Genomic DNA, 13144 nt, shown 5'->3' with positions numbered 1-13144 from the left:
TATTAAGTCAGAATTCACTGGGATTCTAAATATCAGGAAGTCAAGCTAGAACAATCGCAGACTTTTTCTCGCTACTATAGTAAATGATGTAATTATTATCTACATAAGACATGGAAGAAAATTCCTTAGCTTCAAGAACTTCAGACTCACTTACTCAGGAAGTGAAAATATTCGGTTCAGAGGAAGTAGAATTATCACTGAATGTTAATAATACATCTTACTCCTTGAAGATAGAACCTCGTGTTACATTACTAGATGCACTTCGAGAAAAGCTGGGTTTGATGGGCACTAAAAAAGCTTGCGATCGCGGTGAATGTGGTGCATGTACTGTATTAGTTAATAATCGGCGCATTAACTCTTGTATGACTCTAGCTGTAATGCACATCGCTGCTGAAATTACCACAATTGAGGGATTAGCACAAGATGGTAAACTCCATCCTATGCAAACAGCCTTTATTACCCATGATGCTTTTCAATGTGGCTACTGTACATCAGGTCAAATTATCTCAGCCGTAGGGATGATATTAGAAGAATCGCCAAAATCTGAAGCAGAAATTCGAGAAAAAATGAGTGGAAACCTTTGCCGTTGTGGAGCATATCCAAATATTATTGCGGCGATTCGAGATGTGCTAGAGGAAAAGGAAGATGCAGCCATTTAGTTATGCTAAAGTCACCTCAGAAGAAGTGGCGATCGCCACAGTTGAGCAAGATAAAACTGCTGCATTTATTGCTGGTGGCACAGATTTACTGGGATTAATGAAAGATGGAGTCCAAACAGCGAATATATTAATTGATATTAATAGTTTGCCCTTAACAGATATTAAATTTCAACCGAATGGAATCCGCATTGGTGCGATTTCTCGAATGAGCGATGTGGCTTTTCATCCCCAAATTCAGGAATGTTATCCCGTAATTAGCCAAGCTTTATTACAAAGCGCTTCACCGCAACTGCGAAATATGGCAACAGTGGGTGGGAATTTACTGCAACGAGTCCGCTGTGGTTATTTTCGCGATCCGGTTTTTCCTTGTAATAAACGCACTCCCGGTATAGGTTGTTCGGCAATTACAGGTTACAATCGAATGCATTCCATTTTCGGAGCAAGCGAACATTGCATTGCCGTTCATCCTTCCGATTTAGCTGTAGCTTTGACGGCATTAGATGCAGTGATTTGTATCCAAGGAATAGAACAATCACGGCGAATTTCAATTCATGATTTTTATCTCTTACCAGGTGAGACACCAGCAAAAGAAACTCTATTACAGCCTGGAGAATTAATTGTTGCTATTGAAGTTCCAGATTTTGCATATAAGTCCCATTATTTAAAAGTAAGAGATCGAGCTTCCTACGAATTTGCTCTCGTTTCCGTAGCTGTTGCCTTAGATATAGAACAAGACACGATAAAATCAGCACGTATCGCTTTTGGGGGAGTAGCACCCAAACCTTGGCGTGCAAGGGATGCTGAGGAATTTCTCAAAGGGAAAGCAATTAACGAAGATATCTTTACAGCCGCAGCAGCAGCAGCCGTCAAAGAAGCAAAACCGCAAACACACAATGAATTCAAAATTGAATTAGTCAAACGCGCTTTGGTACGCGCGCTCTCAGTTGTGGCAGAAAAATTATGAATAAAATTATTGGGAAACCACTCGATCGCGTTGATGGTAGGCTGAAAGTAACGGGAGAAGCGCCTTACACAGCCGATGTGCCAATCGAGAATTTAACTTATGGAGTGATTTTTCAAAGCGCGATCGCCAGCGGTAAAATTATCCAAATAGACACAACGGCAGCCGCAGTCGCCCCTGGTGTAATAGATATCATTACTTACCAACAAACCCCATCTCTAATAAAAATACCCTTCTTTGGCCCTCCACAACCTCAGTCAACTGAAAAAGACCATAACATTTACTACGATGGTCAACATTTGGGGATTGTAATTGCCCAAACTTTAGAACAAGCCGAAACTGCTGCCTCTAGGATAAAAATTATCTACGAAGAAGCCATTCCGACAGTCACAATGGCACATACAGAGATATTTGAACCCGAATCGATATTTTTGGGCATGATGCCAGGTAAAATCACTAGAGGAGATGTTGAATCGGGGAAAGTACAGGCAGATGTTTTGATAGAGCAAGTTTATACTACGCCAATAGAACATCATAATCCCCTAGAACCTTCTGCAACGATCGCAATGTGGGAAGGGGATAACTTGACGCTGTATGAAACCACTCAAGGCGTTTCTGCAACCCAAAACCGAATCGCATCTATTCTGAATATTCCCGAAGAAAATGTCCGCGTCATCTCCAAATATTTAGGCGGCGGATTTGGTTGTAAAGCACTGCTGCGATCGCATACGATTTTAGCCGCGATCGCAGCTCGTCAAGTAAAGCGCCCAGTAAAAGTAGTGCTAACGCGATCGCAAATGTACACAGCTTGCGGCCACCGTTCTGAAACTCAACAGCAGCTAACGTTAGGTGCAACCAAGGAAGGCAAACTAACTGTCATCGAGCAAATTGGGACATCTTTAACTTCCCTGTTTGATGACTTTGCCGAACCAGTAGGTGCAGCAACAACGATGATGTACGCCTGTGCCAATTTGGAAATAAAATACCGTTTGGGACGCATCAACGCCGGTACACCAACCTTTATGCGTGGCCCAGGAGAAGCGCCGGGAATGTTTGCCTTAGAATCGGCAATGGATGAACTGGCATACACCTTAAATATTGACCCAATTGCACTAAGATTGAGAAATTATGCAGATATCGATCCGCACAAAGGATTACCTTGGTCAAGTAAATCTCTGAAAGAATGTTATCAAAAAGGCGCAGAAATTTTTGGGTGGCCACAACGCAATCCAGTTCCCCGTTCCACGCGAGAAAATCATTTCCTGATTGGTTGGGGAATGGCAAGTGCGACATTTCCCACCAATGCTAGAACTGCATCAGTCAAGGTAGAAATTTTTGCCACTGGAGAAGTAAAAGTACAAAGTGGTACTCAAGACATCGGTACTGGTACTTATACAGTGATGACGCAGGTAGCTGCTGAAGTATTAGGATTACCAGTGCAGTTTGAATTAGGTGATAGCAATCTTCCTAAAGCACCCATTACAGGGAACTCAATGACAGTTGCGAGTGTTTCCCCGGCGGTGCATCAAGTTGCGATCGCTGCACGGGATAAGATAATTAAAATGGCGATCGTAGATTCTAATTCTTTGCTTTACGGATCGCAAGCAGAAGATATTACCGTTGAGTCAGGGCAAATATTCTTAAAACAAGACCCATCGAAACGAGACAGCTACACCGATATTCTGCGCCGTCATGGATTAGAAAGTTTAGAAGTTACAGAGGAATCGTCACTCAATCCAGAAAGCAAAGAATATGCCAAACACTCATTTGGGGCGATATTTGTTGAAGTTGCAGTTGATGAATTGTTAGGAGAAATCAAAGTTAGACGTTGCGTAGGCGTTTATGATGCAGGACAAATTCTCAACTTCAAGACAGCGCGGAGTCAAGTTATCGGCGGAATTACCTGGGGAATTGGTATGGCGCTGATGGAGAAAACTGTAATGGATGCTAATCAGGGCAGAATAGTTGGTGCTAACCTTTCCGATTACCTGATTCCGGTTCATGCAGATATCCCTAATATGGAAGTGCAATTTGTTGAAGAACACGATCCTTATGTGAATGCATTAGGAACCAAAAGTCTGGGGGAACTCCCAATTGTTGGGGTAGCGGCTGCCATATCTAATGCAGTTTATCATGCCACAGGTAAACGGATTCGCGATCTGCCAATTACACCAGATAAGCTGTTGTGAATGAATCGGTTTGTAGAGAGAAGTTCAGTTAAGAACAATTGTAGGTTGGGTTAGGCAAAGCGCAACCCAACAAAGCCGAGGAAATGTTGGGTTTCGTTCCTCAAACGCCACTTGCCTCTCCCTTTAGGAAAAGGGGAGACCCCAAGGGACAAGCTGGGAAACCGGAAGTTTCTATGTGGAGTTTGCCTGTATAGCTACGACTTCCAACTGTCTTTATTATTCTTTTTTCAGAGCCATTAAATAACATGAAGATGCTTGAAAATCTTGTTGTAGTCTAGCAGAATAATATTATAGCAATCCTAAATCATTTGTGAAAAATTAGATCCCCGACTTCTTTGAGAAGTCGGGGATCTGGACACCGCGCATTTTCACAAATCAAATAGGATTGCTATAGTTAAAGTATTTTGAGGAAATCCATCATGTTAAAAACAACTTCTAAAAAGGAAAAAGATTCTTTTTCTATTACCTTTTCTGACCTTGATGACAATTTTTTATCTGAATTAAGCTACGATGAAGCCTCTGAAATTACGGGAGGTTTTCAAGTTAACAATGATTCAGGAAGTACGAGAGCTTTTTACAATTTTGGACAGTTTGTACAGCCAAAACGCCAACTTTTACAACCTGGAGAAAGCGGTGATTATAATGGAGAATATATTTTATATAGTTCTTCAAAAACCAGCTTTGAACCAACAATATCAGAAAAACTTTCTCCAACAGACATAGTTAGTTTTCGTCTGGATGGAGATACGGTAGTTATTGGTAGTGGAGCCATCCTTTTTAGCATCGCGCCGTAAGGCTAAGTAGCTGGACAAAAATATTTACAGTCATTGCATACTTCCGTCAAAAATCAGGTGTCATTAGAGGACTTCCAGTTAACAAACATACCATTGTAGGGGCGCAAGACCTTGCTTACGCCCCTAACGCTTGGTCTATTTAACTGAAAATAGCTGTATCTAAATTATTAATGGCTTCGATTGGTCGATTTGTATTTTGGAAAAGTACACCAATATTAACCAAGGTAACAGCTTCACTAGAGCGATCGCACACACTAGGGGCAGAGCTTAGTTGTAAAAATCGAGTGCTTTTTGCTTTTCTCCTAAATTTTTGTAGACTTCACCGATGTTATTGAGTGTAGTCGCTTTGACCCTTTTCTACGAGACGCGACGCTCTTTCTTCAACGCCGAGCGCAATGAATCAAAAGCCTTCACCCTAAATCTCTCTCCCAAGCTTGGCAGAGTGACTTTAAAATTCGCTCCCCTTCTCCTAATTTTGGGAAAAGGGGTTAGGGGATGTAACAAGATCCCGCAGGGTGGGCAAATTTTGCATTTGTACAACAGGTCTAAGAGGTTGTTTGAAAAGTCGTTGGCTGTGATTTTAATTGCATTCTTACCCCCCTTAATCCCCCCGATGTATTGGGGGGAAACAAGAAAATCCGGTTCCCTCCCCTTTATAAGGGGAGGGTTAGGGTGGGGTAAAACCTTGGTTAATCAGCTATTTAAAACTTGTGTGTACACCGTAGCTTAGAAAGGGGGGAAACCGGAAAATCTAGTTCCCTCCCCTTTCTAAGGGGAGGGTTAGGGAGGGGTAAAAAAATATTTGATACATCAATCATGACTTTTCAAACATCCTTTAATCAAGTTGAGTATTTACCATTAATTTCTATATAACCCTCTGAAAGATCGCAACCCCATACAGTTGCAGAGGCTTCGCCAATATTAAGGCTAACATGAATATCTACTTTGTCTTTAGACATAATTTGCCGTAACTGTTCTAGATTTTCCTGAGTTAAGCTACTAGGATAAACTTTCACATTATCAAAACTAATAACAACTTTATCTGGATTTATCTGCTGTTCATTTTCACATTTGCCTATAGCCATAGCAACTCTTCCCCAATTCGGATCTGCTCCATAAACAGCAGTTTTTACTAATGGTGAATTTACAATTGCTTTCGCTACTGTTTTAGCTTGTGCATAGTTAATCGCTGAATCTACAGTTACCTCAATTATCTTAGTAGCACCTTCTGCATCTCGTGCAATTTTCAGCACTAATTCCTGTGCAACTTCTTGCAATGCACTAGCAAAATCTAGTTCTGAAACTTCACCGGCTATTCCATTAGCAAGAATCACAGCAGAGTCACTAGTAGAAGTGTCAGTGTCTACACTCAAGCAATTAAAAGTTTTATCTATAGTAGAGCGAAAAATAGAACGAAGGCTATTTGCAGAAATTGCAGCGTCAGTAAAAAAGAAAGTTAGGAGAGTAGCCATATTAGGCTCAATCATGCCAACACCTTTGGCAATTCCTACTAGCTTGGCATTTCCTATTTGCCGTGTAGCTAGTTTCGCGACTGTATCGGTGGTCATAATACCACGAGCGGCGGCATTAAAATCAGCATCAGTCAATTTTTTGCCAAATCCTAATAAACCAGCCCGGATTTTTTCAATAGGGTAACGTCTGCCAATTACACCTGTAGAAGCTATCACAATATTATTTGCAGCAATTCCAGTTTCAGTTGCAACTAATTGCAGAACCTCTTGGGCGTCAGCAATACCAACAGAACCATTAGCTACATTTGCATTTTTAGATATAACGACAATTCCTTGTGCTTGTGAATCTTTTAAATTATCGCGGCTAATAGTAACACTTGGGCCAGCAAAAAGACTTTGAGTGAAGACTCCATCTGCAACACAAGGAACTGATGATTTAATAAATACAAAATCATCAGTTGTATCTCGTATTCCCAAATTAGTGATGAATGCACTAAAACCTTGAGGTGTGGAAGATATAGTTAATGACATTTTTCGATATTTAATAATTTGCTTTCATTATCTCATATCAAGTTCGGTTAATTACTTATCATAAAATCTATTAATGCAGCTTGGGGTGGATGGCAGTGAAACCCAAGCTAAATAACAAATAAATTCATGAAATATTAACATCAAAAACCTATTGTTTTTGAAAAAAATTGCTAAATATTCAAAGATTTGACAACATAAAAACTTTTTTACTCCCCACACTCATCTAGAAAATTTTTGGTTATAGAGGACTATAAATCAGCTAATGTAAGAGTGAATGTAGTCCATCCATTGCCACTTTCTACTTTAATATTTCCTTGCAATTGTTCGACTAATTTCTGGACTATAGATAAACCTAAACCCGAACCACCTTGATTCCAGATATCTGTATTAGGGAGACGATAAAATTTATCAAATATCCGTGGTAACTCTGTCAACGCAATTTCTGCTGAATTACTGACAGTAATAATTGTTTTTGCAGGTTCTTCCGAGGAATTGTGACTTACACTTAAGACAATTTCACCACCCGCAGGTGTGTATTTACAGGCATTATTGAGCAATTCTACTATAATGCGTTCCAAGCTAATGCTATCTGACAATAGCGACGGGAGATTTGCAGGGATATTCGGCTGTAGAGTTTGTTGATGTTGTTGAACACGAATTTGAAACGGCTCGATAACCCAAAGTAACCACTGTTGTAAGAGCAACGCATCAGGTGTAATAACTGGATAGGATGAGCTTTCTAGCCGTTGTAAGTCTAGTAGATCGTTAATTAATTCTAGTTCGCGATCGCACTCACTTTCCATTAATTTTAGACAGCGTTGAGCTTCCTCAGTATTATTAGACAGTTGTATCATTTGAATCATCATCTTGATATTACTCAGAGGCGATCGCAGTTCGTGAGAAACTAAATTCAAAAAGTCATTTTTGAGTTGATTTATCTCTTCCCATTGCTCCACAAGTTGTTCTTGCTCAATTTGCTTTTGACGCGCCTCAATCGCTCGTTTATGCTCAGTAATATCTCGAAATACTAATACAGCACCTGTAATATTATCTTTGTCATCTTTAATCGGTGCAGCGCTGTCATCAATTGGTATTTCTGCACCATCTTTAGTAATCAGAATTGTTTCTGCGGGGAGATGAACGATAATACCATCTTGAAGAACTTTTATAATCGGACTTTCAATAGAGTTATGAGTTTCGCCATTAGCAATATTAAATATCTCTGAGGACTTTCTGCCACAGGCTTCTTCCTGTTTCCATCCAGTCAGATTTTCTGCAACCGGATTCATAAAAGTGATTAAATCTTGTAAATCGCTAGCAATCACACCATCACTGATACTTCTTAAAAGTGCATCTAGCCATTTTTTATTAACTTTTAATTGCCTTTCCAAACCATGTTTAGTCAAAGTTATTTCAATATTTGTTTGTAGTTCTCTTTCTTTAAAAGGTTTCAGGAGGTAGGCAAACGGCTCAGTTATCTTAGCTCGTTCCAATGTATTCTCATCTGCATAAGCAGTCAAATAAATTACTGGGATATCCAGACGCTTATAGATTTCTTCAGCAGCTTCTATCCCGTCCATTGAGCCTTTAAGTTTGATGTCCATCAGTACTAAATCTGGAGATATTTCTATTGCTATATTAATTGCTTCTTCTCCTGAAGAAGCAATAGCAGGCACTGTATAACCAAATTTTTTAAGCCGATATTGTAAGTCTTTAGCAACAATAGCTTCATCTTCCACAACTAAAATTTTTGCGTTTGTCATCTTTTATTAATTGTCTATTTATGTTAAAGGAAATGTCACCTGACACTCTACTCCAGTAGAGCCTGTAATATTTATATTTCCTGCTAACTGATGGGTTAAAGCATCTACTAACTCCCATCCTAATGATGCGAGTTTATTAAAATCAAAGTTTGCTGGTAAGCCAATCCCGTTATCACTAACTATTAGCATTAAATTATTGTTAATTATTTTCTTGATTTCAATATTAATTGCACCATTACTATCTTTGGGAAATGCATATTTTAAGGAATTAGATACAAGCTCATGGATAATTAAGCTACAAGGAATTGCTGTATCTAAACCGAGAAAAATACAATCTTCGGCATTTATTGTCAAAGCGATCGCATCTTCATTGATTTCATAAGCAGTAAATAAACTTGCTACCAAATCTCGAATATATTCACCAAAATTAATCCTTGCTAAGTCTTGAGATTGATACAATTTTTCGTGAACGAGAGCCATTGATGCAATCCGCTGCTGGCTTTGTTGAAATATTGTCAAATCGTCTTTGTCTTTGATATAGGCAGATTGCAGGTTTAGCAGACTGGAAATAACCTGTAAATTATTTTTGACCCGATGGTAAATTTCTTTTAATAACACCTCTTTTTCTAATAGTGATGCTTGAATTTGCTCCTCCCACTGCTTGCGTTCGCGCTGTGCGGCTTTCCGTTCGTTAATGTCTTCAACCACAGAAATAAAATATTTTGGCTCCCCATTAGGTTCGCGCATTAAAGACACAGTGAGATTAACCCAAACTAAGGAATTATCTTTGCGGAAATACCGCTTTTCCATCGAGTAAGTTTGAATATTATCTGCTAAAATCTGCTCAACATATTTCAGGTTAGTATTAAGATCGTCCGGGTGAGTAATATCTTGGAAAGTTAACAACTGTAGTTCTTCGAGTGTGTAACCGAGAATATCGCAAAGCTTCTGATTAACCAACAACCAGCTTCCATCGATTGCGACATGGGCAATGCCAACAGCAGCTTGATGGAATGCAGCCCGAAATTGCTGTTCGCTCTCTCGCAATGCTTCTTCTATTCGCTGGCGTTCAGTAATTTCTGTCTGTAATGATTTGTTGATTCTTGTTAACTCTGCTGTTCTTTCCTCAACCATGCTTTCTAATTGGTTAAGTAGGCTATTTAGTCTCTCCTCTGCTTGCTTGCGATCGGTAATGTCAGTATGCGATCCTGCCATTCGTACTACATTACCATTTTCATTCCACTGTGCTTGCCCTCGATCTAAAATCCATTTATAGGTGCCGTCTTTACATAAAGCTCGATACTCGGTGATGTAAAACGGTGTTTTCTGAGCAAAGTGATCTTGAACCGCTTGTTTCACCCGCTCAATATCGTTCGGATGCACTCGTGTCAAGCATTCATCTAAATAGTTAGAAATTTCGTGGTTTTCGTAACCTAGCATTTCTTTCCAACGAGCCGAGAAGAAAACTTCATTGGTTTTAACATTCCAGTCCCAAATTCCATCATTATTGCCGCGCAAAGCTAATTGCCAGCGTTGTTCGCTTTCCCTCAACACCTCCTCAGTCCGTATGCGTTCAGCAATTTCTTTTGCTAGTTGGTAGTTTGCAGCCTCTAGTTGAGCAGGACTCGGTAGAGCCAGCAACTGCGGCATTAATGACAAAAGCTCTAGAGCCGTTAATACGGAGACAAAAGCGGTGATAGCTTTGAGTAACCCTGATAGCCAATAGGTAGGATACCAAAGCGTCCATACATCCATTAAATGAGTTGTGCCACAAGCAACGATGAATGTACCAAACATTAGGAATATCCAGCCGAAAGGCATATCTCGCCGTTTACGAACAAAATAAACCAGCATCACTGGAATTGAATAATAAGCAAGTCCAGTCAACACATCTGAAATCAGATGCAACCACACCAATCCTGGTTTCCAGAGGTAGCAATGTCCGTGGGGAATAAACTGGCTAGTAGAGAAAAAATTATTTAAAAATTCCATTATAAAAACCTATACATTGCATAAGTCTTCACCAAAGCCTGAAGTGCGAAAGAAGAGATTCTGTGTTCGTCATCTTTTCTGAGTTTTTTAATCTGAATAATATAAGATTTATTAAAATTAAAATACCGCGATCGCTTTGGTTATTGTTACCGTATATCCTCTGAAATCAACCATTTACATATATAAAAACCTTTAAAAATTACAGCAATATTTAAGTTATATAATAATCTAATTTTAATCTAGCTGCATACGTGTATTTGCGCGCTAACTCAAATCACTTTGGGGAAATCAACATTATTAATCTGTCATATAGTGTTCAGTTAAAGGCTTATTATTAACACCGCAGAGAGCAGGGAAGAAGCTCACGATCAAGATTTGGAGACAGAGCAGTTGAAGATAAAGTAGGGGTACGTAGGCGAACGCGAGTGCGTCTCGTAGAGAAGCCCGTCGTAGACATCGCCATAAATTACATTTACTTTCGGAATGTCCTAACTGCGGTGCAAGGTTTAAAATTCCAGCTTTGTGGATAGATGGACATTGCCAGAGGTGTTTTATGAGATTTACAGAGATGGTAAATTATCAAAAACTTGTAGAAGTTTGACAGATTCTTTCAACTTTGTCTAAATGCGATCGCTCTTATTATTTCACATATTTTTAAAGGTTATAAATTGCGCCATTCTCAGCTAACCACTGCTTTCGCTTCAGACAATCTGGCACAATAGGCTCCACCCTATGCCAAAATGCAGTGCTGTGATGCGGTTCAATTAGATGCACCAGTTCAGGAACTGCCAAATACTCAATACAATCATAAATTTGAGGCGATCGCTGTAATAAAACTTACTTTTATCGCTCTTCCATCACTCTTGGAGAAAGCAATCGCTGCAAGGCTTACGAGACTTAACTTTCCAGGTTTTGGCTACATTTTTGAATTTATATTAGAAAATAAAGCCTCAAACCTTGATTTAGTCATAGTTTCAGTTTTCTGCTTCGATTATTGTTTTCTGAGAGTGATGGAAGAGCGTTATATCATGTTCGCATAATTACTTATGATTTCCACAGTCATTGCACCCCACCCCTTAATCCCCTCCCCGCTTGCGGGGAGGGGAGACGAAGCGTAGCTTTGGCGGGGTGGGGTTCTTCGGGTTTAATAAGTAATCAAGCAAGATATTACCTGCAAAATCAGTTTTATTGTTCATGCATCGGTGTGTTATGCCATTGCATCGGCTTGTTATGCCATTGCATCGGCGTGTTATGCCATTGCATCGGCGTGTTATGCCATTACATCGGCGTGTTATGCCATTACATCAGCGTGTTATGCCATTGCATCGGCTTGTTATGCCATTACATCGGCTTGTTATGCCATTGCATCGGCTTGCCTGCTTGTTCTAATTCAAACTCTACAAGTTCGAGCGATCGCTTTTGATTGTATCGTTAGAGCATCCACCGCGTACCTTTTCCAGATTCAAATAATTCTGGTTCTAATCTTTGATATAGGGTATCCAGACTGCATAGTAGTCACTAATTTGTTAACCGTGACAAGATTTTGTTAAAATTGACATTAATCTGTTAACAGTGACAAATAATTAGTCACTATACAAACAAAAATGGACGTAACTGGATTCGAACCAGTGACCTCTACGATGTCAACGTAGCGCTCTAACCAACTGAGCTATACGTCCTTAACCACACAGTTATCAATGGTAGCATATACTTCTCTGATAAGGCAAGATAAAAGACCAAATCAGGCAAAATCTATCAGTCCCTAAGTAATCAAGCGCAGATGATGTGAAGTATTTGTTTGATTTGTAAAAAAGGTTGCACCACTTGCTACAAATCAAACAAATAAGTCAAATCCTTTTTCCTTTTGCCTCCAGCAAGACTGCCTGATTTCCTGCAAGCGTCTTTAAGTTTCTCGAATCCAAAAGGCCAATCCTCCCCCACGACCGCGAGCTGCAATGAAATCTTCTGTCACTAAAAAGAAGCCAAAGAAGGGTAGTTTAGCTATAGGTTGGTTGTAGAAATCTTCTGTTTGAACTTTACCAGCACGGATTGCTCTGTTGTAAATAACACGACTAAACAAACTGATAATCATCTGGTTAAAGTCAAAAGCCAATAAATTTTTCTTCCCGAAATATTGCACTGGCCCCGTGAGCTTCAGTGAAACTGGGTTAAGCTCAACCTGATTAGCAATTTCGCCTCTGTCTGAATCCTGTTCCAAAGTGGCATTAAAGGAAACATGGATTGCCATAAACTTGGGTACATAGAAACCGTTGCCTAATACAATTCCCCCGCTACCTCTGTTTTTCTTAGTGCCAGTGACAAAGCAAAGTTGCCATTTACCGAGCAGAAACTCAAACGCATAAGTCAACTTTTGTTGCTTGGCAGTTTTTTCGGCTTGTAGCAATGCCTTTACTAATATTTCAGCACTAGGGCGTATACTTTTTGGTTCTCTATACTTAGCCGCAGCCTGAGATAGCACGTTAACAAAGTCAAATGTCGCTTTAGGTGTTAAATTAGCCGTCATGAAGCCACTCTGGATTTAACTATTTCTTTGATTTTCTGATAGATTGTAGCGTTCATCTGCAAGAAGACACATCTTTCATCCGTAGTATCGGCTAGAAGTATAGACCTCTTGCAAAAGTCCCTAACACCCCACCCCCAACCCCTCCCCGCAAGCGAAGAGGGGTGTGGGAGGTNGTGGGAGGTGTGGGAGGTGTGGGAGGTGTGGGAGGTGTGGGAGGATGGGGAAGAAGTCTTACCCCCCACACTCCCCACACTCCTCT

General features: G+C 40.0%; 11 protein-coding genes and 1 tRNA gene. 6 read left to right on the top strand and 6 right to left on the bottom strand.

All coding sequences use genetic code 11. The features are described 5' to 3' along the window. Positions 1-110: 110 nt before the first annotated feature. The 4 genes from CDG76_RS23055 (at position 111) to CDG76_RS23040 (ending at position 4603) form a co-directional block, all read left to right on the top strand. Positions 111-659, top strand: coding sequence for a (2Fe-2S)-binding protein (locus CDG76_RS23055; RefSeq protein ID WP_094351248.1), 549 nt, complete (start codon positions 111-113; stop codon positions 657-659). Next, on the top strand, positions 646-1623 hold the full coding sequence (locus CDG76_RS23050) for an FAD binding domain-containing protein (RefSeq protein ID WP_094351247.1): 978 nt from the start codon (positions 646-648) through the stop codon (positions 1621-1623). Before CDG76_RS23055 ends, CDG76_RS23050 begins: the two co-directional genes overlap by 14 nt. Beyond that, positions 1620-3809 carry a xanthine dehydrogenase family protein molybdopterin-binding subunit gene (locus CDG76_RS23045; protein ID WP_094351246.1) on the top strand — a complete coding sequence of 730 codons (2190 nt, stop codon included), beginning with the start codon at positions 1620-1622 and terminating at the stop codon, positions 3807-3809. The genes CDG76_RS23050 and CDG76_RS23045 overlap by 4 nt, the downstream gene beginning before the upstream one ends. 419 nt (positions 3810-4228) lie before the next feature. Continuing rightward, positions 4229-4603, top strand: coding sequence for a hypothetical protein (locus tag CDG76_RS23040; RefSeq protein ID WP_094351245.1), 375 nt, complete (start codon positions 4229-4231; stop codon positions 4601-4603). Positions 4604-5442: 839 nt separating this feature from the next. Here CDG76_RS23040 and argJ read toward each other — a convergent pair. The 4 genes from argJ to CDG76_RS23015 form a co-directional block, all read right to left on the bottom strand. Further along, complete coding sequence (gene argJ, locus CDG76_RS23030; protein ID WP_094351243.1) at positions 5443-6606, bottom strand: bifunctional glutamate N-acetyltransferase/amino-acid acetyltransferase ArgJ; 1164 nt, start codon at positions 6604-6606, stop codon at positions 5443-5445. A gap of 248 nt (positions 6607-6854) precedes the next feature. Then, positions 6855-8369 (bottom strand): hybrid sensor histidine kinase/response regulator, encoded by a 1515-nt coding sequence (locus tag CDG76_RS23025; protein WP_094351242.1) that lies wholly within the window; start codon positions 8367-8369, stop codon positions 6855-6857. Positions 8370-8387: 18 nt separating this feature from the next. After that, the gene (locus CDG76_RS23020; RefSeq protein ID WP_094351241.1) at positions 8388-10361 is read right to left on the bottom strand and encodes a PAS domain S-box protein; all 1974 of its coding nucleotides are present in this window, start codon (positions 10359-10361) and stop codon (positions 8388-8390) included. A 654-nt stretch (positions 10362-11015) separates the two neighbouring features. Next, positions 11016-11135 carry a YgjP-like metallopeptidase domain-containing protein gene (locus CDG76_RS23015; protein WP_262984359.1) on the bottom strand — a complete coding sequence of 40 codons (120 nt, stop codon included), beginning with the start codon at positions 11133-11135 and terminating at the stop codon, positions 11016-11018. Here CDG76_RS23015 and CDG76_RS36430 point away from each other — a divergent pair. Together CDG76_RS36430 and CDG76_RS36425 are read left to right on the top strand one after the other, a co-directional pair. After that, the gene (locus CDG76_RS36430) at positions 11102-11401 is read left to right on the top strand and encodes a hypothetical protein (RefSeq protein ID WP_143854153.1); all 300 of its coding nucleotides are present in this window, start codon (positions 11102-11104) and stop codon (positions 11399-11401) included. The two genes, CDG76_RS23015 and CDG76_RS36430, sit on opposite strands and share 34 nt — an antisense overlap. A 162-nt stretch (positions 11402-11563) precedes the next feature. Further along, on the top strand, positions 11564-11911 hold the full coding sequence (locus tag CDG76_RS36425; RefSeq protein WP_143854152.1) for a hypothetical protein: 348 nt from the start codon (positions 11564-11566) through the stop codon (positions 11909-11911). A gap of 55 nt (positions 11912-11966) precedes the next feature. Here the strand turns inward: CDG76_RS36425 and CDG76_RS23010 are convergent. Both CDG76_RS23010 and CDG76_RS23005 read right to left on the bottom strand, forming a co-directional pair. Beyond that, a tRNA-Val gene (locus CDG76_RS23010) sits at positions 11967-12040 on the bottom strand. Positions 12041-12264: 224 nt separating this feature from the next. Continuing rightward, positions 12265-12885, bottom strand: coding sequence for a hypothetical protein (locus CDG76_RS23005; RefSeq protein WP_094351240.1), 621 nt, complete (start codon positions 12883-12885; stop codon positions 12265-12267). Positions 12886-13144: the final 259 nt, after the last annotated feature.

The sequence above is a fragment of the Nostoc sp. 'Peltigera membranacea cyanobiont' 210A genome, assembly GCF_002246015.1.
GTDB lineage: Bacteria > Cyanobacteriota > Cyanobacteriia > Cyanobacteriales > Nostocaceae > Nostoc.
This window is presented reverse-complemented; position numbering and strand designations above follow the sequence as displayed.